15 protein-coding genes and 1 tRNA gene are annotated in these 19,665 nt (G+C 40.5%); 2 read left to right on the top strand and 14 right to left on the bottom strand.

Annotated elements, in window-relative coordinates; all coding sequences use genetic code 11:
* Positions 1–95 precede the first annotated feature (95 nt).
* From rpoC to ACMUMK_RS02590, 9 genes are all read right to left on the bottom strand, one after another.
* Positions 96–4,280 carry a DNA-directed RNA polymerase subunit beta' gene (gene rpoC, locus ACMUMK_RS02630; protein WP_414699569.1) on the bottom strand — a complete coding sequence of 1,395 codons (4,185 nt, stop codon included), beginning with the start codon at positions 4,278–4,280 and terminating at the stop codon, positions 96–98.
* An 89-nt stretch (positions 4,281–4,369) separates the two neighbouring features.
* A complete protein-coding gene (gene rpoB / locus ACMUMK_RS02625; RefSeq protein ID WP_414699568.1) occupies positions 4,370–8,398 on the bottom strand; it encodes a DNA-directed RNA polymerase subunit beta in 4,029 nt (1,342 codons plus the stop codon).
* A gap of 279 nt (positions 8,399–8,677) precedes the next feature.
* Positions 8,678–9,052: a 50S ribosomal protein L7/L12 gene (rplL, locus tag ACMUMK_RS02620; protein ID WP_414699567.1), complete on the bottom strand. Its 375-nt coding sequence runs from the start codon at positions 9,050–9,052 to the stop codon at positions 8,678–8,680.
* 53 nt (positions 9,053–9,105) lie between these two features.
* Entirely contained in the window at positions 9,106–9,624 is a 519-nt protein-coding gene (gene rplJ, locus ACMUMK_RS02615; RefSeq protein ID WP_414699566.1) for a 50S ribosomal protein L10, read from the bottom strand.
* A gap of 375 nt (positions 9,625–9,999) precedes the next feature.
* Positions 10,000–10,695, bottom strand: a complete 696-nt coding sequence (gene rplA / locus ACMUMK_RS02610; protein ID WP_414699565.1) for a 50S ribosomal protein L1 — start codon at positions 10,693–10,695, stop codon at positions 10,000–10,002.
* Between the two features lie 3 nt (positions 10,696–10,698).
* Entirely contained in the window at positions 10,699–11,127 is a 429-nt protein-coding gene (gene rplK / locus ACMUMK_RS02605; protein ID WP_414699564.1) for a 50S ribosomal protein L11, read from the bottom strand.
* A gap of 210 nt (positions 11,128–11,337) precedes the next feature.
* Positions 11,338–11,874 (bottom strand): transcription termination/antitermination protein NusG, encoded by a 537-nt coding sequence (gene nusG, locus ACMUMK_RS02600; RefSeq protein WP_133471468.1) that lies wholly within the window; start codon positions 11,872–11,874, stop codon positions 11,338–11,340.
* Between the two features lie 3 nt (positions 11,875–11,877).
* The gene (gene secE / locus ACMUMK_RS02595; protein ID WP_414699563.1) at positions 11,878–12,255 is read right to left on the bottom strand and encodes a preprotein translocase subunit SecE; all 378 of its coding nucleotides are present in this window, start codon (positions 12,253–12,255) and stop codon (positions 11,878–11,880) included.
* A gap of 253 nt (positions 12,256–12,508) precedes the next feature.
* Positions 12,509–12,585, bottom strand: a tRNA-Trp gene (locus tag ACMUMK_RS02590).
* A gap of 266 nt (positions 12,586–12,851) precedes the next feature.
* Here ACMUMK_RS02590 and ACMUMK_RS02585 point away from each other — a divergent pair.
* On the top strand, positions 12,852–13,397 hold the full coding sequence (locus ACMUMK_RS02585; RefSeq protein ID WP_414700317.1) for a YgjV family protein: 546 nt from the start codon (positions 12,852–12,854) through the stop codon (positions 13,395–13,397).
* A 173-nt stretch (positions 13,398–13,570) separates the two neighbouring features.
* Positions 13,571–14,272, top strand: coding sequence for a DUF445 family protein (locus tag ACMUMK_RS02580; RefSeq protein ID WP_414699562.1), 702 nt, complete (start codon positions 13,571–13,573; stop codon positions 14,270–14,272).
* On the opposite strand, the gene ACMUMK_RS02575 is transcribed toward ACMUMK_RS02580, so the two are convergent.
* From ACMUMK_RS02575 to ACMUMK_RS02555, 5 genes are all read right to left on the bottom strand, one after another.
* The gene (locus tag ACMUMK_RS02575) at positions 14,269–14,943 is read right to left on the bottom strand and encodes an RluA family pseudouridine synthase (protein ID WP_414699561.1); all 675 of its coding nucleotides are present in this window, start codon (positions 14,941–14,943) and stop codon (positions 14,269–14,271) included. The genes ACMUMK_RS02580 and ACMUMK_RS02575 overlap by 4 nt on opposite strands.
* A gap of 58 nt (positions 14,944–15,001) precedes the next feature.
* Entirely contained in the window at positions 15,002–16,843 is a 1,842-nt protein-coding gene (locus ACMUMK_RS02570) for an ABC transporter ATP-binding protein (RefSeq protein ID WP_414699560.1), read from the bottom strand.
* A gap of 145 nt (positions 16,844–16,988) precedes the next feature.
* Positions 16,989–17,408: an MAPEG family protein gene (locus tag ACMUMK_RS02565; protein ID WP_414699559.1), complete on the bottom strand. Its 420-nt coding sequence runs from the start codon at positions 17,406–17,408 to the stop codon at positions 16,989–16,991.
* A gap of 140 nt (positions 17,409–17,548) precedes the next feature.
* Positions 17,549–18,928, bottom strand: coding sequence for an ATP-dependent RNA helicase DbpA (gene dbpA / locus ACMUMK_RS02560; protein WP_414699558.1), 1,380 nt, complete (start codon positions 18,926–18,928; stop codon positions 17,549–17,551).
* 29 nt (positions 18,929–18,957) lie between these two features.
* A complete protein-coding gene (locus ACMUMK_RS02555; protein ID WP_414699557.1) occupies positions 18,958–19,647 on the bottom strand; it encodes a crotonase/enoyl-CoA hydratase family protein in 690 nt (229 codons plus the stop codon).
* Between the last annotated feature and the right edge of the window lie 18 nt (positions 19,648–19,665).

Raw genomic sequence — 19,665 nt, 5'->3', positions numbered from 1 at the left:
ATAGCTGAACTGTCAAGTAGGAGTATCGCTAAAGTCTATTTTATATAGCTTTAGCGACAACTTTTACCCTTTCAGATCAAATTTGATCTTATTTTTTACTCGTCTGCTGGACTATCACTTACTTCAGCGTTTAATGCTTCAGTTAATGCTAATTCAGCTTCAGATGCAGAAACAGAAGGTTCTTCTAGTTCTTGCAATTCTGCTAGTTTTCTAGCAGTACGTTTTTGGTGATACGAGAATCCAGTACCAGCTGGTATTAAGCGACCAACAATAACGTTTTCTTTCAAGCCACGTAACTCATCTTCTTTACCTTGCACTGCGGCTTCAGTAAGAACACGTGTTGTTTCTTGGAAAGATGCTGCTGAGATAAATGACTCAGTAGACAATGACGCTTTAGTGATACCCAATAACTGTATTTCGTACTGAGCAGGGATTTTCCCTTGCTTTTCCAATTCACGGTTAGCGATTTTCACGTTAGATACTTCTAACTGCTCACCTTCTAGGAAGTTACTGTCACCAGCATGAGTGATTAAACACTTACGCAACATTTGACGAATAACAACTTCGATATGCTTATCGTTAATTTTTACCCCTTGTAAGCGGTAAACTTCTTGTACTTCGTTAACGATATAGTTAGAAACAGCACTAATACCACGTAAACGTAAGATGTCATGTGGAGACTCTGGTCCATCGGCGATTACTTCACCTTTTTCCACAGACTCACCTTCAAATACGTTAAGTTGACGCCATTTTGGAATCATCTCTTCGTAATGATCTTCACCTTTAGGTGTGATAGTTAAACGCTTCTTACCTTTGGTTTCTTTACCGAAGCCAATTGTACCTGAAACTTCTGCAAGGATAGCTGGCTCTTTAGGCTTACGAGCTTCAAACAAGTCAGCAACACGTGGTAGACCACCGGTAATATCACGAGTTTTTGAGCTTTCTTGTGGTATACGTGCTAACACGTCACCAGGCTTAGCATCCATACCATCAGTTGCTTCGATGGTCGTAAAGCTTGGTAAGCGTATTTCTTGTAAACCAAACTCAGCACTCTCAAGAATTAGCTTAGGCTCTTTAGCGTTCGCTTTAGATAGATCGTTAACAACGATACGAGTTAAACCAGTTAACTCATCTTGCTGCATCTCAGTGTTACTATCATCAACGTCAGCAAAGCTAATTTTAGCTGCACGTTCAGTAACGATTGGATGCGAATGCGGATCCCAGTTAGCAACTACTTCACCAGCTTCTACTTTAGCGCCGTCATCTGTTGTTAAGATTGCACCGTAAGGTACTTTATAACGTTCTTTCTCACGACCTTGATCATCAATAATAGTGATTTCAGTTGAACGAGAAACAATCACTACTTTGTCATCTGTGTTACGTACGAATTTCGCATTATGTAACTTCAATGTACCGGTAGTCTTAACTTGTACGCTGTTTTCAGCCGACGCTCTTGATGCTGCACCACCGATGTGGAAAGTACGCATGGTAAGCTGTGTACCTGGCTCACCGATTGATTGAGCGGCGATAACACCAACTGCTTCACCGTGACCAACCATGTGTCCACGAGCCAAGTCACGACCGTAACATTTAGCACAAACACCAAAGTCATTATCACAAGTAATTACAGAGCGAACCATAATTTGGTCAACTGAGTTTTCTTCAAGCATGTCTACTAGCGCTTCGTCTAACAGAACGTTACGCTCTACTAGCACTTCGTTAGTACCAGGCTTTAATACGTCTTCGGCTACAGTACGACCTAGTACACGTTCACGAAGAGGCTCAACAACGTCACCACCTTCAATTAGTGGTGTCATTTTAACACCTTCGAACGTGCCACAGTCATCGTTATTAATAACCAAATCTTGTGCAACATCTACTAGACGACGAGTCAAATAACCCGAGTTAGCAGTTTTAAGTGCCGTATCGGCCAAACCTTTACGAGCACCGTGAGTAGATATAAAGTACTGAAGTACGTTTAGACCTTCACGGAAGTTTGCAGTAATTGGAGTCTCGATGATTGAACCATCTGGTTTTGCCATCAAGCCACGCATACCCGCTAACTGACGAATCTGAGCGGCACTACCACGAGCACCAGAATCGGCCATCATAAATACCGAGTTGAAAGAAGCTTGCTCTTCCATTTCGCCATCACGATTTAATACAGATTCTTTAGATAGGTTTTCCATCATAGCCTTTGCAACTTTTTCGTTTGCATTAGACCAGATATCGATAACTTTGTTATAACGTTCACCCGCAGTTACAAGACCTGATTGGAATTGTTCTTGGATTTCGTAAACTTCAGCTTCGGCACCTTCAATGATGTCTTTCTTAGCGTCAGGGATTACCATATCGTCTATACCAACAGATGCACCGGCGATCATCGCATAGTGGAATCCTGTATACATGATTTGGTCAGCAGCAATAACTGTATCTTTCAAACCAAGTGAACGGTAACAAGCGTTCAATAGTTTAGAAATCTGCTTTTTACCCATAGCTTGGTTAATCAATTCAAAAGGTACACCTTTTGGCAATACTTCAGAGAAGATTGCACGACCAACTGTAGTATCAGTTAACGTAATTTTTTCAACTTTATTACCTTCAGCGTCAACGTCATATTCAGTGATACGAACTTTAACGCGAGCATGTAATTCAGCAGTTTCCGTACGGTATGCTTTTTCAGCTTCTTTTGGACTGGTGAATACCATGCCTTCACCTTTACCATTAACACGGTCACGTGTCATATAGTACAAGCCCATTACAACGTCCTGTGAAGGTACGATAATAGGCTCACCGTTGGCTGGTGAAAGAATGTTGTTGGTAGACATCATCAATGCACGAGCTTCTAACTGTGCTTCGATAGTCAAAGGTACGTGTACCGCCATTTGGTCACCATCGAAGTCGGCGTTATATGCCGCACAAACCAATGGGTGTAACTGAATAGCTTTACCTTCAATTAGAATAGGTTCAAAAGCTTGAATACCTAGTCTGTGAAGTGTTGGTGCACGGTTAAGCATGACCGGATGTTCACGGATTACTTCATCAAGTACATCCCAAACTTCTGGATCTTCACGCTCAACTAATTTTTTTGCTGCTTTAATAGTAGTAGCTAAACCACGACCTTCTAATTTTCCATAGATAAACGGCTTGAATAACTCGAGTGCCATTTTTTTAGGAAGACCACATTGATGCAAACGTAAAGTAGGACCAACTGTGATTACAGAACGACCTGAGTAATCAACACGCTTACCTAGCAAGTTCTGACGGAAACGACCTTGCTTACCTTTGATCATATCAGCCAAAGACTTAAGAGGACGCTTGTTAGAACCCGTAATAGCACGACCACGACGACCATTATCAAGAAGCGCATCTACCGCTTCTTGTAACATACGTTTTTCGTTACGTACTATGATGTCTGGTGCAGCTAGGTCTAGAAGACGCTTAAGACGGTTATTACGGTTAATAACACGACGATACAAATCGTTTAGATCAGACGTCGCGAAACGGCCGCCATCTAGTGGTACTAATGGACGTAAATCTGGTGGTAAAACAGGAAGAACTGTTAAAATCATCCACTCTGGCTTATTACCAGATAGTTGGAAAGATTCTAATAATTTCAAACGTTTAGTAATTTTCTTACGCTTAGTTTCAGAGTTAATAGTAGGTAACTCTTCACGCATAGCAACAACGTCAGCATCAACATCTAGTGCTTTTAGCAATTCAAATACTGCTTCTGCACCCATTTTTGCTTCAAATTCGTCACCATGTTCTTCTAACGCGTCTAAATACTCTTCTTCAGTTAGAAGCTGGCTACGCTCTAGCGTAGTCATACCTGGCTCAGACACCACGTATGATTCAAAATAAAGTACACGCTCAATATCACGTAATGTCATATCTAACATTAGGCCGATACGAGATGGTAATGATTTAAGGAACCAGATATGTGCAACTGGGCTTGCCAGTTCAATGTGTCCCATACGCTCACGACGTACTTTAGTTAAAGTAACTTCAACTCCACATTTTTCACAAATAACACCACGGTGTTTAAGGCGCTTATACTTACCACATAAGCATTCGTAATCTTTTACTGGCCCAAAAATACGAGCACAGAACAAACCATCACGCTCTGGTTTAAAAGTACGATAGTTAATAGTTTCTGGTTTCTTAACCTCACCAAAAGACCACGAACGGATCATATCCGGAGCAGCTAAGCCGATTCGAATATTATCGAACTCTTCAGTCTTATGTTGTTGCTTAAGAAACTTTAATAAATCTTTCACATTTCTCTCCAGCGGAGTCAGTTGCAAAGATCCTGTTAGTGCTTATCACACTAACAGGACTGTCGGTCTACAAGCTATACCTGAGCGTTTTATTGCTCTTCTAGTTCGATATTGATACCTAGTGAACGGATCTCTTTCAACAATACGTTGAATGATTCCGGCATACCAGGTTCCATACGATGATCACCATCAACAATGTTTTTATACATTTTAGTACGGCCATTCACGTCATCGGACTTAACGGTTAACATTTCTTGTAGAGTATATGCAGCACCATATGCTTCTAGTGCCCATACTTCCATCTCTCCGAAACGTTGACCACCGAACTGAGCTTTACCACCCAACGGCTGCTGTGTAACCAAGCTATATGAACCAGTAGAACGAGCATGCATTTTGTCATCAACCAAATGGTTAAGTTTCAGCATGTACATATAACCTACAGTTACTGGACGCTCAAATGGGCGACCTGTACGACCGTCAAACAAAGTGATTTGTCCACTTTCAGGAATGTCGGCTAGGGTTAACATATGCTTTATTTCAGCTTCCGTAGCACCGTCAAATACTGGTGTTGCCATAGGCACACCTTTACGTAAATTGCCGGCTAAACGGGTTACTTCGTCGTCGGTAAAGTTATCGATATCAACAACCTGATGTGACTTACCAGCACTATAAACTTCTTTAAGGAAGTTACGTAACTTAGCCATCTCTTCGTGTTCTTTCAACATACGGTCGATTTTCACACCGATACCGCTTGCAGCCATACCTAAGTGAGTTTCTAGAATCTGACCGATGTTCATACGCGAAGGTACACCAAGCGGGTTCAATACGATATCTACAGGAGTACCGTTTTCGTCGTAAGGCATGTCTTCAACTGGTTGTATAGTTGAGATAACACCTTTGTTACCGTGACGTCCCGCCATTTTATCACCAGGTTGGATGTGACGTTTAACAGCTAGGTAAACCTTAACAATCTTAAGTACACCTGGTTGTAAATCATCGCCTTGAGTGATTTTACGACGCTTAACTTCAAACTTGGTATCAAAGTCAGCTTTAATTTCGCTATGCTGCTCTGCAATTTGATCAAGCTCTGCTTGTGCGTCTTCGTCACTTAAGGTTAAATCAAACCATTTATCACGAGGTAAACTCTCAAGCTTCTCTTGCGAAACACCAGATTTAAGCAATAAGTTGCTAGCACGAGCGAAAATACCGTCAGCTAGAATACCAAACTCGTCACCTAAGTCTTTCTTAACTTCGCGCAATTGCATATCTTCGATTTCACGAGCACGTTTATCTTTTTCAACACCATCGCGAGTGAAGACTTGAACATCGATAACCGTTCCATGAACACTATTAGGTACACGTAGTGATGTATCTTTAACATCAGACGCTTTCTCACCAAAGATTGCTCTTAAAAGTTTCTCTTCTGGGGTAAGTTGGGTTTCACCTTTTGGTGTCACTTTACCAACTAAGATATCGCCGCCTTTAACTTCAGCACCAATATAAACAACACCAGAATCATCCAGTTTTCCTAAGGCAGACTCACCAACATTCGGGATATCAGCACTTATTTCTTCTGGACCAAGCTTAGTATCACGAGCGATACAGCTTAGCTCTTGAATGTGAATAGAAGTAAATCTGTCTTCTTGTGCTACACGCTCAGAGATTAAGATTGAATCTTCGAAGTTGTAACCATTCCAAGGCATAAATGCGATACGCATATTTTGCCCTAGAGCAAGGTCCCCCATATCAGTGGATGGACCATCAGCTAATACATCACCAGCCACTACAGGCTCGCCAACATTACATGTTGGTTTCTGATTGATACATGTATTTTGGTTTGAACGGGTGTATTTAGTCAGGTTGTAAATATCAATACCTGCTTCACCTGCAGTCATTTCTGACTCGTTCACTTTAACTACGATGCGACTTGCGTCTACATAATCAACAAAACCACCACGTTTAGCTACAACTGTTACACCAGAGTCAACGGCTACAGTTTTCTCCATTCCTGTTCCTACTAAAGGCTTTTCAGCAATTAGTGTAGGAACGGCTTGACGTTGCATGTTAGCACCCATCAATGCTCGGTTAGCATCATCGTGTTCTAGGAACGGGATAATGCTTGCAGCAACAGATACGATCTGTTGTGGTGAGACATCCATGTATTTGATGTCATCAACTGGCATTAATGTAGTTTCACCACGGAAACGACAAGGGATCAATTCTTCAGCAAGCTTACCTTCGTCATCTAAGACTACGTTAGCCTGTGCGATAGCAAATTGACCTTCTTCGATTGCAGATAAGTAATCGATTTCGTCAGTTACTAAACCGTCAACAATTTTACGATAAGGCGTTTCTAAGAAACCAAAATCGTTAGTTCTAGCAAAACTCGAAAGTGAGTTGATCAAACCGATGTTAGGACCTTCAGGGGTTTCGATTGGACAAACACGACCGTAGTGAGTTGGATGTACATCACGTACCTCAAATCCAGCTCTTTCACGTGTTAAACCACCTGGGCCTAATGCAGAAATACGACGTTTATGCGTGACTTCTGACAACGGGTTGTTCTGATCCATAAACTGAGATAATTGGCTTGAACCAAAGAACTCTTTAACGGCAGCAGAAATAGGCTTAGCGTTAATTAGGTCTTGTGGCATTACTGCATCAAGGTCACCTAAGCTTAGACGCTCTTTAACAGCACGCTCTACACGAACTAAACCAACTCTGAATTGGTTTTCTGCCATTTCACCTACAGAACGAATACGTCTGTTACCTAAGTGATCGATATCATCTACTTCATCTTTACCATCACGAATAGTGATAAGTTGCTTCATTACTGAAACGATATCGTCATTATCTAACGTACCAGAACCGGTAGATTCTTCACGCCCTAGACGGCGGTTGAACTTCATACGTCCAACTGAAGATAAGTCATATCTATCATCAGAGAAGAATAAGTTAGTGAACAGAGTTTCTGCTGCATCTTTAGTAGGTGGTTCACCAGGACGCATCATACGGTAAATTTCAACTAAGGCTTCTAGCTTATTAGTTGAATTATCTATCCGTAACGTATCAGAAATATAAGCACCGTGATCTAATTCGTTGATATATAAAGTATCAAAAGATGTAACGCCTGCTTCTGTTAATTCAGCAAGATTTTCTAATGTTAGCTCATCGTTTGCGCTAACAATCACTTCGCCAGTTTCTTCGTTTATATAGTCACGTGCGAACACTCGACCTACCAAGTATTCAGCAGGAACTTCTAGCTCAGTTATTTTTGCTTTTTCTAATGCACGAGTATGACGTGCTGAAATACGGCGACCCGCTTCAACAAGTACTTTTCCTTGAGCATCTAGAATATCAAATTGTGCGGTTTCACCACGCAAGCGGTCTGGCACAATGTCTGACAAATATTTTTCGCCATCTATTCGAATCTGGTTCTTTTCAAAGAAAAGATCTAGAATTTCTTCAGTGGTCATTTCTAGTGCACGTAAAATGATAGTAGCCGGCAATTTACGACGTCTATCAATACGTACGAATAAGTTATCTTTAGGGTCAAATTCAAAGTCTAACCACGAACCACGGTAAGGTATAACTCGTGCGTTATACAAAACTTTACCTGATGAGTGAGTTTTCCCTTTATCGTGATCGAAGAACACGCCTGGAGAACGGTGTAATTGCGACACGATAACACGCTCAGTCCCATTGATAACGAAGGTACCGTTATCAGTCATAAGTGGTATTTCACCCATGTAGACTTCTTGCTCTTTAATGTCTTTTACTGTGCCTGGTGCTGCTTCTCTGTCGAACAACACTAAACGCAATTTCACACGTAGAGGGGCTGAATATGTAACACCACGTATCTGACATTCTTTGACGTCAAATACTGGCTCACCTAAACGGTAACTTACATATTGTAATTCAGCGTTACCAGAGTAACTTTTGATTGGAAATACTGATCTAAATGCTGCTTCCAATCCATGTTGACCTTCTTCGTCAAGATCAATAAATTTCTTAAAAGAATCTAATTGGATTGAAAGTAGATACGGTATTTCCAATACCTGTGGGCGTTTGCCAAAATCCTTACGGATACGTTTCTTTTCGCTATAGGAGTAAACCATGGGTTCCTCAGCCTGCCGATTTTTGACCCAACTTGTTTAATGAGTGCACTCGTTAAACAAACTTCCGCTATCCTTTAACTTGTAAATTAAATCTTTTCCAAATTCATTAAGAGGCTTACTTAACTTATTGGTTTTATTAGATTTAAAATACATTTTGCGCTTTATTGCTAGGATTCATATCAAAGGATGAAAATACCAAATCCTACAGCGCAAAAAGGCTGGTGACTAAAAAGTCACCAGCCTACGCCATTTCAGGCTAACAATCTGTGTTTAGGCAGATTATTTAAGCTCAACTTCAGCGCCAGCTTCTTCAAGCGTCTTCTTAAGTTCTTCAGCTTCTTCTTTAGATACGCCTTCTTTGATAGCTTTAGGAGCAGATTCAACTACTTCTTTAGCTTCTTTAAGACCTAGGCCAGTTGCACCACGAACAGCTTTGATTACTGCAACTTTGTTTCCACCGAAAGAAGTCATTACAACGTCAAATTCAGTTTGTTCTGCAGCAGCTTCAGCGCCACCAGCAGCAGGTGCAGCAACAGCTACAGCTGCAGCAGCAGAAACGTTGAATTTTTCTTCAGCCGCTTCGATTAGTTCAACTAGTTCCATTACTGGCATTTCAGCAATAGCGTTTAAAATATCATCTTTAGTTAGAGCCATTTCTCTAAACTCCTGGGTTTAATGTTAAAAATTTAAATGTACAAAAACGAAAATTATTTTTCGTCTTTGATCGCCGCCAATACACGCACAAATTTGCCTGGAACTTCGTTGATAGTTTGAACGAATTTCTCGGCAGGTGCTTTGAAGGTAGCAAGTAGTTTTGCCAACGCTTCGTCGCGGGTAGGTAGTGATGCTACTGCTTCCAGTTTTTCTGGACCCAATAAACCACTGCCAATAGAAAGTGCAGTTACGTTTAACTTGTCGTTAGTTTTTGCATAGTCTTTGAAAAGACGAGCAGCACCACCAGGTGCATCTATAGAAAAACCATAGATCAACGGACCAGTTAACGCACTGTCCATGTCAGAAAACTTACTATCAGCTAAAGCACGTTTTGCAAGAGTGTTACGAACTACTCGTAAGTAAACACCTTGTTCGCGAGCTTTAACACGAAGTTCAGTTAATTCTGCCACTTCCATGCCACGGTATTCAGCAACGGCAACAGATAGAGCTTGAGATGCGACGTCGGTAATTTCCGCTACGATCTCTTTTTTTGCTGCTAAGCCTAATGCCACTGTGTTCACCTCTTAAAGTCTGAAACTTCATTTCCTTAGGAAATATCCGCCTCAGGATTCACAGATTGATATCATTACTAAGATGTTATTCAAAGTAAATCCACCGCTCTACGGTGTTCGTTAATCCCAGAGAGTCTGAGTCGAAACCACCGTCTGCGCAGGCTCGTTTTTTAAGTAAGTTGTTTGCAATATGTAATATTAAAATTACTCTCTAGGTAAATGCTCTCTTACTTCATTTACCAACTTACGCCTGCGGTCTTGGACGGGAGTCTGTTGTTAAACTTATCTTGCAACAAGCCTAACTTAGACTCCAACCCATAACCTTTACAGAGAAACAACCAGTCATTAATGACTAATTGCTAAAATCAAACTAGCTTAAGCGCCTAAAGTAGTTTGATCTACAGAAACACCTGCACCCATTGTTGTGCTAAGGCTTACTTTCTTGATGTAAGTACCTTTAGCTGATGAAGGCTTAGCTTTGTTAAGCGCTTCAAGCAATGCAGTTAGGTTTTCTTGAATTTGGTTTGCTTCAAAAGCGATTTTACCGATGCTAGCATGGATAATACCGTTTTTGTCGTTACGATAACGAACCTGACCAGCTTTAGCATTTTTAACTGCTGTTGCTACGTCTGGAGTTACTGTACCAGTTTTAGGGTTAGGCATAAGGCCACGTGGACCTAAGATTTGGCCTAATTGACCAACAACGCGCATTGCATCAGGAGAAGCAACAACAACGTCAAAGTTCATTTCGCCTTTCTTAACTAAATCAGCTAAGTCATCCATACCTACTATGTCTGCACCAGCTTCTTTAGCCGCTTCAGCATTTGCACCTTGAGTGAATACTGCAACACGAACATCTTTACCAGTACCGTTAGGTAGTACAGTTGCACCACGAACGTTTTGATCAGATTTCTTAGCATCGATACCAAGGTTAATTGATACATCAATGCTTTCAGCAAATTTAGCAGTAGCTAATTCTTTCAATAAAGCAACAGCTTCATTGAACTCATATTCTTTAGTCGCATCAACTTTTTCTTTAACTAAGCGAGCGCGTTTTGATAATTTAGCCATGTCTTATCCCTCTACTACCAAGCCCATGCTGCGTGCAGAGCCAGCGATGGTGTTTACTGCTGCATCTAAATTCGCTGCAGTCAAATCAGGTTCTTTCGCTTTAGCAATATCTTCTAATTGCGCACGAGTCACTTTACCTACTTTTTCGGTATTAGGACGGCCAGAACCACTTTTTATTCCAGCAGCTTTCTTAAGTAAATAAGATGCAGGTGGAGTTTTAGTTTCGAAGGTAAAAGAACGATCTTCATATACAGTAATTTCTACTGGAACTGGAGCGCCTTTTTCTTGAGATTCTGTTTTTGCGTTAAACGCTTTACAGAATTCCATGATATTTACACCGTGTTGACCTAAAGCAGGACCAACTGGTGGACTAGGGTTAGCAGCACCTGCTGCTACTTGTAGCTTAATTAAGCCAGTGACTTTTTTCGCCATGATTATTACTCTCTAATTTGGGTATAACGCCTTGTAAACATTGAGAATGCTTACTCAAACGGCTTCCCTTTCAATAAAATCGGGTCGCGCATTATAGATGAAGTTTTAAACAGGAGCAAGGCTAAATTTAGTTTAATTACCTAATTTGTTCCCTCAAACTCCAGAAAATAAAAAAGGATGCCGAAGCATCCTTTTTTCGTAAGATTAAATCTAACCTTTTTCTACTTGGCCAAATTCTAATTCTACTGGTGTAGAACGACCAAAGATAAGAACAGACACTTTTAAACGGCTCTTCTCGTAGTCGACTTCTTCCACCACACCATTGAAGTCTGCAAATGGACCATCGGTAACACGAACCACTTCGCCTGGTTCGAATAAAGTTTTTGGTTTTGGCTTATCCACGCCTTCTTCTAGACGGTTTAGAATAGCATTCGCTTCTTTAGTTGTAATTGGTGCAGGTCTATCTGATGTACCACCAATAAACCCAAGGACACGAGGTACGCTTTTAACCAAATGCCATGAATCTTCATTCATATCCATTTGAACCAATACATAACCTGGGAAAAATTTACGTTCACTTTTACGCTGTTGTCCAGCGCGCATCTCAACAACTTCTTCAGTAGGAACTAAAATTTCACCAAATGAATCTTCCATTTCATGCATTTTAATATGTTCAAGCAATGTTTTTTGAACACGGCCTTCATAACCAGAAAACGCTTGAACCACGTACCATTTTTTGTCAGACATAGCTTAAATCCCTAATCCGGTTATAAAAGAAACAACTTCTACAATAATGCCATCTAAACCCCATAACAGGAGTGACATAACAACAGTTGCAGCTAACACTATCATAGTCGTTGTAGTAGTTTCTTGACGAGTTGGCCACACAACCTTTCTCACTTCAGTGCGAGAGTCTTTAGCAAAAGCTAAAAAAGTACTACCTTTAACGGTTGTGGATGCAATAAACCCAGCAATACCTACACCTGCAACCGCTACTAGCGCAATATACAGCACTGAAAGCTCAGGGAATAAATGGTTGAAAGCAACCACTCCAGCCAACAAACCAAAGACTAACAGCCACTTCAACACATCTAGAGAGTTGGAACTGCTTTCTGTATTTTCGCTCATGCTAAACCTTAATTCTGTTACGCCTTTTTGGTTACCCAAAGTAGACTTATCTAATTCAACAACTTTTATGTATCAAAAATGGCAGGGGTGGAGGGATTAACTCAGCTACATCCCTGTAACTGACCGCAAGCGGCGCTAACGCGGTTCAAATCGTTCCAGACGACTTGTCAAACCCATGGGGGTTCTCACCCTCCACCTCTCATCTATCTTATTCTTTACAGCCCAATCCTTGAACCTGTAACTTATTTTTATATGGCAGGGGTGGAGGGATTCGAACCCCCAACCGTCGGTTTTGGAGACCGCCGTTCTACCAATTGGAACTACACCCCTAAAATAATAATGTTTTACCGCTAAGTATATCGGCGATAATACAAATTTTAGTCACACTACCCTTGTTGAAACATAGATTTTTTCAGGAAAAATTTAGAATCATACACGGGAGGGTGGCGTATTATACTTATTGATGATGGGGATTCAAGCAGAAAAACCAATACAAGTTACATAGAGTTGTAATTAACTTTATAAATGTCTGACTATACTCAAATGAACTAGTATAAATACTGAATAAGGGCTTAGAATATTGCTACTAATACTTCATTCATAATACTGGCCTGCCCATTACTATCTTATCTGCTTTAAATGCTCTTTTCTGGGAAAACCCCGCTGCACAAAGTGTTGGTTTATTAGCACTGTGTATTGGAGTCAGTGCCTTTTTTCAAAAAGACGACCAAAAGCTACGCTATTTTTTAACTGTGTTTACCCTAGTTATGGCGGTGCACTTTGTTATGCTCGAGCAATGGACTGGGGCATTAATGGCATTTTTAGGGAGCCTAAGAAACTATGCATCAAGTAAAACAAATAGTTTAAAGATAATGTATGGATTTATATTCGTTGTTTGGGTGCTTGCTATCCCTAATATTGAAAGCCTGATCCACTTTCTTCCAGTAATTGCTACTAGTCTAGGTACTGTTGCAGTGTTCAGAATGCAAGGCATAAAGTTGAGACTGTTAATGTCAATGGGCACTATATGCTGGCTTGCTCATAATTACCTTGTCTTCTCTATCGGAGGTGTTTTAGTAGAATCTTTATTTTTAGTTATTAATATGCGTACTATGCTAAAACTTAGGCAAGTCCAAAATTGATAACCTCCAGTTTACCCACATAGCGATAACCTAGATTGGTATTAGATTCATCAGAGATTAGTTCCATTCAAGATTTTACATTGACACCAATATTTTTATTGATATAAACCTTACCGTTTTAATAATTATCCAAACCACTCAAAATAATCTTTATTTTCAAAGGAGTCTGTATTTTGAATAAAAGCTTAATTACAAATGTCATAGCACTTTTCATACTTTTGGCCGGCATTCTTTTAGATCATAGCCTACTTAAAAACATCGGCATATTTGCTCTATCCGGAGCAGTCACAAATTGGTTAGCTGTACATATGCTTTTTGAAAAAGTGCCAGGCCTGTATGGCTCAGGTGTGATACCTACGCGTTTTGAGGAATTTAAACAAAGCATCCAAAGCTTACTCATGACTGAGTTTTTCACACAGGCAAATATTGAACGGTTTATCACAGATAAAGGTGCCAATAGCATTGACTTAGCCCCTATCATTGCAAAGATAGATCTATCTCCCACTTTCGACTCGTTAATCGAGGTAGTCAAAGCGTCATCATTTGGGCAAATGCTAGGAATGTTTGGTGGTACAGAAGCCTTAGAGCCCATGCGCCAACCATTTGTAAACAAGATGACAGAAGCTGTAGAGAAGATTGCTCAATCAGATAACTTTAAAAGCTTATTACAAGAGCACCTAGAGCAATCTGGTACTCAAGAGGATATACAGCAAAATATAGCTAAGGTTGTAAAGCAAAGACTGGAAGAGCTCACCCCAGAAATTGTTAAAAACATAGTGCAAACAATGATAAAGCAACACCTAGGATGGCTGGTAGTTTGGGGCGGCGTATTTGGCGGTTTAATCGGTCTTATTGCTGCTTTAATTAACATTTAAAATGAGCAAGGCGAGGTAAATGTTACCCGCCGCTGAGTGTCAGGATGACAAATTGAGATATCTAGCGCATGTAATAGAAGCCTTGGTGCCATGCGCTGGGTTTCCTCTGAACCATACAAATCACAACCAAGAATAGCATGTCCAAGGGCTTGGCTGTGTATTCGTAACTGATGTGTTCGTCCTGTTAGTGGGGTAAATATAACTCTTGTGCGAGATGGGGCACCTAACCTTTCTAACACCTGAAACTGCGATTGTGCCTGCTTTCCACTACGCTGACAGATTTTAAGCCTTGGAAACAGTGCTGGGTCCTTCGCTATAGGTAAATCTATAACACCTTCATTTTGCTGTAAGCATCCAGCTAAAATTGATTCATAACGCTTTTTTACAGTTTTATTTTGAAATTGCTTTGTCAGGTTAGCGTTTACCTGCTTAGTTTTAGCCAAGAGCATCACACCTGATGTACCAAAATCCAAACGGTGAGCCAATGTAATCTTAGGGTAATCTTGAACCAAGCGATAATGTACAGAGTCCTTGTTTTTAGGATTTTTACCTGACAGGCTCAATAAACCGCTTGGTTTATCTATGACTAGTAAGTAATCATCTTCGTACAATATAGTGATATTCTCAAAACAAGGCGGTGCTACAAAATTATCTTCAATTTGTTTAAGCACCGCTATTACCCCCTATTGCTTTGCATAAGTTCATTAACTAAATGAATGTTAAAGCTATTTATTCAACACCAATGAATCCACCTGTTTGGTGCTCCCATAACTTGGCGTAAATACCATTTTTAGCGATCAATTCACTATGAGATCCTTGCTCGACAATACGGCCCTCGTCCAATACCAATAATCTATCCATCTGGGCAATAGTAGATAATCTATGGGCTATGGCTAACACTGTTTTGTTTTCCATTACCCTATCTAAACATTGCTGAATCGCCACCTCTACTTCTGAGTCTAATGCTGACGTTGCCTCATCTAAAATCAAAATAGGGGCATCCTTCAACATCACCCTAGCAATAGCTATGCGCTGACGCTGACCACCAGATAATTTAACACCTCGCTCACCTACATGGGCATCGTAGCCAACCCTTCCTTGTAAATCAGTGAGGCTCTGAATAAATTCGTGGGACTCGGCTTGCTTTGCAGCCTTTAGCATGTCCTCTTCGCTAGCATCTAAACGACCATATAAAATGTTATCTCGCACAGAACGGTGTAATAAAGAGGTATCTTGGGTCACCATACTAATATTAGCTCGTAGGGTTTCTTGTTGTACTTGGCTTATATCCTGCCCATCTATTTTAATGCTACCGCTTTGAATATCGTAAAATCGCAATAACAAGTTTACTAAGGTTGATTTACCAGCGCCCGAACGCCCGACTAAACCTACTTTCTCTCCAGCGCTAATTGTTATATTGAGATCTTTAAATACGCTAATAGGTAGGTCGTTTGCACCTTGGTAACCAAAGTTAACATTATCAAAATGAATTTGGCCGCCTTTCATTTGCAATGCCTTAGCATTAGGCTCATCTTTAACTGCTACAGGTACAGACAAACTATTAATACCGTCTTGCACAGTACCAATATTTTCAAACAAAGATGACACCTCCCACATCACCCATTGAGACATACCATTTAACCTCAAACATAAGCTAACGGTAATCGCAATTTCACCTGGGGTGACCAGCTCTAACATCCACAAATAAATGGCTAGAGCGCTGATCCCAAACACTAGTAGTGCATTACTAAACCACACGCACCCATACAACAAAGTAACCAGACGCATTTGCGGATAAACACTTTTCAAAAACCCCATCATGCCTTCTTTTGCATATTCGGCTTCACGACTGGTGTGGGCAAACAGTTTCACTGTTGTGATATTGGTATAACTATCGACTATCCTGCCTGTCATCATGGAGCGTGCATCCGCTTGCTTTTGTGATACCTGCTTCAGTTTTGGTATCAAGGTCCGCAATATAAGCACATACACTAAAAACCAAATTATCAAAGGCGTACTTAACCTCCAATCCGCTGTAAAAACCAAAAACACAATACTGACAAAATACACACTCACATAAACTAATATATCTAAGGTTTTCATGACTGTTTCGCGCACAGCTAATGCTGTTTGCATGACTTTAGTCGCCACTCTTCCAGCAAATTCGTTTTGAAAAAACCCCAAGCTTTGGCCAATAATATAGCGGTGTGCCTGCCATCTGATTTTCATGGGGTAATTCCCCATCAAGCCTTGATGTGACAATAAAGACTGAGTGATCACTAAAATAGGCAAAATAACCACTATCAGTATCCCCATCCAAATGAGGTTACTAGACTCTTTCTCTAAAAAGTTTTCCCTTTCACTAGAAGCTAACAAGTCTACTAGCTGCCCTAAAAACCCAAACAAAGAGACTTCGATGATGGCTATCGCTGCGGCTAAAAATGACACGCAAAAAATTACCGGCCACATACCTTGAGTATAATAACGACAAAAAGCAAAAATGGTTTTAGGGGGTTGCTCAGGATGAGCTGCTGGAAACGGGTTAGTTAACCGTTCAAAAAATGAAAACATGAAGATTGTAGACCTTGGACTGGCAAAGGGTGCTTACGTTTTTAAAGACACCCTTTGTTTTAAAATTAAGTTAACCAGAATACCTTATTTTATAGTACTCAACGTAACACTTTTATGATCATAATTTCGTCTAGATGGCGCAGTGTTAAAGGTTTGTAAACTTATTTAAGAATTGCAGTACCCAAAAACCGCAAATACCCACTTGAACCAAGAAAAATGCAAAGCGTATTTGTACAGCCAAGACACTAGTTGAAATAAGATGGGTAATAGATTGCCCTAACCTAGCCCCAAGTAAAAACCAAGCAAGGTCATTAGTAATAAAAGCTGAGTTGGTTGCTAATGCCAATAACAGCAAGCCTCCAATAAATGCAAAACTCTCTACACAATTACCCAGAGCACGACTTAAACGTTCGCCAAAAGGAGGAGAGTCGGAGCCATCAGATTTAAAGCCGTTAGGTGCCTTTTGCTTCTTAATAACCAAAGAAGTGCGATAAGTTGCAATTCCAAGCAATAAAATTAATATCCAAGAAATGTACCCTACAAGGGCCAAGATAGTCGCGTTCATTCTTACTCCGGGTAATTATTCAACAAAGTGCACTGTCGCCAAACATCATAGTACTTCAGCATTAGTAAAAATAAAAATGGAGCCAATAGGCCCCATTTTATTTCAATCAAGATAAAAGAGTGTACATGTTCGTACCAATATTAAACAAATTTACGAGCTTTAAATTTACGGCCCTTTAACTTGCCTTCATTAAACTGCTTGAGTGCTCGTTTTACACTGCGAGTTTTGACGGCAACATAGGTGTGAGTGGCAGTAACATTGATTTTACCCACATCATCAAACTCTATCCCTGCATCTTTAGTCAGAGCGCCTAATATGTCTCCAGGGCGAATTTTGCTCTTTTTGCCACCATCAATACAAATAGTAGCGTATTCAGGCTGAATTAAACGATTGGCATGAAAACGCAAAGCTTGGATACCAGTCCACTTAATTTTGGACTGTTGATAATCTTCTATAGCGTTCGCCCGATGCATTTCTTTTGGCGAGCATATAGTCAACGCTAACCCTTTAGCATCGGCTCGGCCAGTCCTGCCTATTCTATGGATATGAACTTCTGGATCTGGCGTAACTTGATAGCTAATAACAGCATTTACTTCTTTAATATCTAAGCCACGTGAAGCAACATCTGTCGCAATTAATACAGAAACACTTCTATTGGCGAACCTCGCCAACACTTGAGATCTTTCTCTTTGTTCTAAGTCACCGTGTAACGCTAAAACAGAGACTCCCAAAGACTTAAGTTCATCAAATACCTCTTGGCAGGCAATTTTAGTATTACAAAACACTATCGCCGATTCGGGTTGATAATGGCTTAACATAGCCGCAACCGCTTTTACTCTGTGTGCTTCTTCTACTTCAAAAAACAACTGTTCAATTTTACTAGTTTCGTGGGTTGCTTCAACACTCACTTCAATGGGGTCGCGCTGCACATCTTTACTAATTTGTGCAATTGTATCTGGATAAGTCGCTGAAAATAATAAGGTTTGTCTATCAAGCGGCACAGCATCAATAACCTTTGCCATTTCCACTTCAAACCCCATATCTAACATTCGGTCAGCTTCATCAAGCACTAAGGTATTCACTTCACTTAAATCTAAGCGCTGGCGAAACAAGTGATCCATAATACGCCCAGGCGTTCCTACTATAATGTGCGCGCCGTGTTCCAATGAGCCAATCTGAGGGCCCATAGGTGTACCTCCACATAAAGTAAGCACTTTAATATTATGGATTCCCCGACCTAATTTACGAATTTCTAGTGCAACTTGTTCTGCCAGCTCACGAGTAGGACACATCACCAAAGCTTGGACTCTAAATCGCTTCACATTAAGGTTATGAAGTAACCCCAAGCCAAAAGCGGCCGTCTTGCCACTACCTGTTTTAGCTTTGGCAACTACGTCCTTACCTTCAATGATGGCAGGCAAACTCATTGCCTGTATTTCAGTCATCTCTTTGAAACCCATGGTTTCTAAATTATCAAGTAAGGCGTTATTTAGGCCTAATGAAGCAAATTCTTTATTCAAAATAATCTCTTTGGTTACACAGTTTTCAATTACAAACTGCTATGGCGGTCTTTTTCAATACTTTCGTCTAGCACTTGCAATAATTCTGCACGGGCTTTCAATTTAGTTTGGTAATGTGCCTTCATATCTAATTTAGTCATAGCTTGGGCAATAGCATTAGCAGTAGGTAGCAACTCCTGCTGGGCAACCACTTTATCTAAAAACCCTGCTGTCACAGCTTCTTGAGGAGATACCATTTCAGCTAAAACCACAGAACGATTAAAAAACACGGGAGCTAAACGACCTCTCGCTAATTCTACCCCAGCATGATGGATTGTCATACCAATAGCGACTTCATTTAAGCCAATTTTAAACGCCCCTTCTACCCCAACGCGGTAATCTGCTGCCAGTAGTAAGAAGGCACCTTTAGCTACAGCATGACCACTACATGCAACGATAACAGGCATAGGAAAAGACAACATACGTCTGGTAAGGCTAGACCCTTTAGCCACAAGGGCCATAGCAGCATCCATACTTTCGCTCATAATCTTCAAATCATAACCACCAGACAACATGCCTGGTTGGCCTGTTAGTACAACAACTGCTTTATCTTGCTCTGCTTTGTCTAAGGCTTTATTTAGCTCATCGATAACATCATGGGAAATAGCATTCACTTTTCCATTTTGCAAAGTGATAGTGGCTACATTATTGTCAATTTGGTAAGTAACTAAGTCGCTCATAGTGTTCTCTTCTTGGTT

It is taken from the genome of Paraglaciecola sp. 2405UD69-4 (assembly GCF_047525415.1).
Classification (GTDB): domain Bacteria; phylum Pseudomonadota; class Gammaproteobacteria; order Enterobacterales; family Alteromonadaceae; genus Paraglaciecola.
The sequence above is the reverse complement of the archived record's forward strand: the minus strand, read 5'-3'. Positions and strand labels throughout refer to the sequence as shown.

Bases quoted from the DNA above. Each gene is read 5' to 3' on its own strand.
- rpoB (WP_414699568.1), bottom strand. From the start codon at position 8,398: ATGGTTTACTCCTATAGCGAAAAGAAACGTATCCGTAAGGATTTTGGC.
- rplL (WP_414699567.1), bottom strand. From the start codon at position 9,052: ATGGCTCTAACTAAAGATGATATTTTAAACGCTATTGCTGAAATGCCA.
- rplA (WP_414699565.1), bottom strand. From the start codon at position 10,695: ATGGCTAAATTATCAAAACGCGCTCGCTTAGTTAAAGAAAAAGTTGAT.
- rplK (WP_414699564.1), bottom strand. From the start codon at position 11,127: ATGGCGAAAAAAGTCACTGGCTTAATTAAGCTACAAGTAGCAGCAGGT.
- nusG (WP_133471468.1), bottom strand. From the start codon at position 11,874: ATGTCTGACAAAAAATGGTACGTGGTTCAAGCGTTTTCTGGTTATGAA.
- secE (WP_414699563.1), bottom strand. From the start codon at position 12,255: ATGAGCGAAAATACAGAAAGCAGTTCCAACTCTCTAGATGTGTTGAAG.
- ACMUMK_RS02570 (WP_414699560.1), bottom strand. From the start codon at position 16,843: ATGTTTTCATTTTTTGAACGGTTAACTAACCCGTTTCCAGCAGCTCAT.
- ACMUMK_RS02565 (WP_414699559.1), bottom strand. From the start codon at position 17,408: ATGAACGCGACTATCTTGGCCCTTGTAGGGTACATTTCTTGGATATTA.
- ACMUMK_RS02555 (WP_414699557.1), bottom strand. From the start codon at position 19,647: ATGAGCGACTTAGTTACTTACCAAATTGACAATAATGTAGCCACTATC.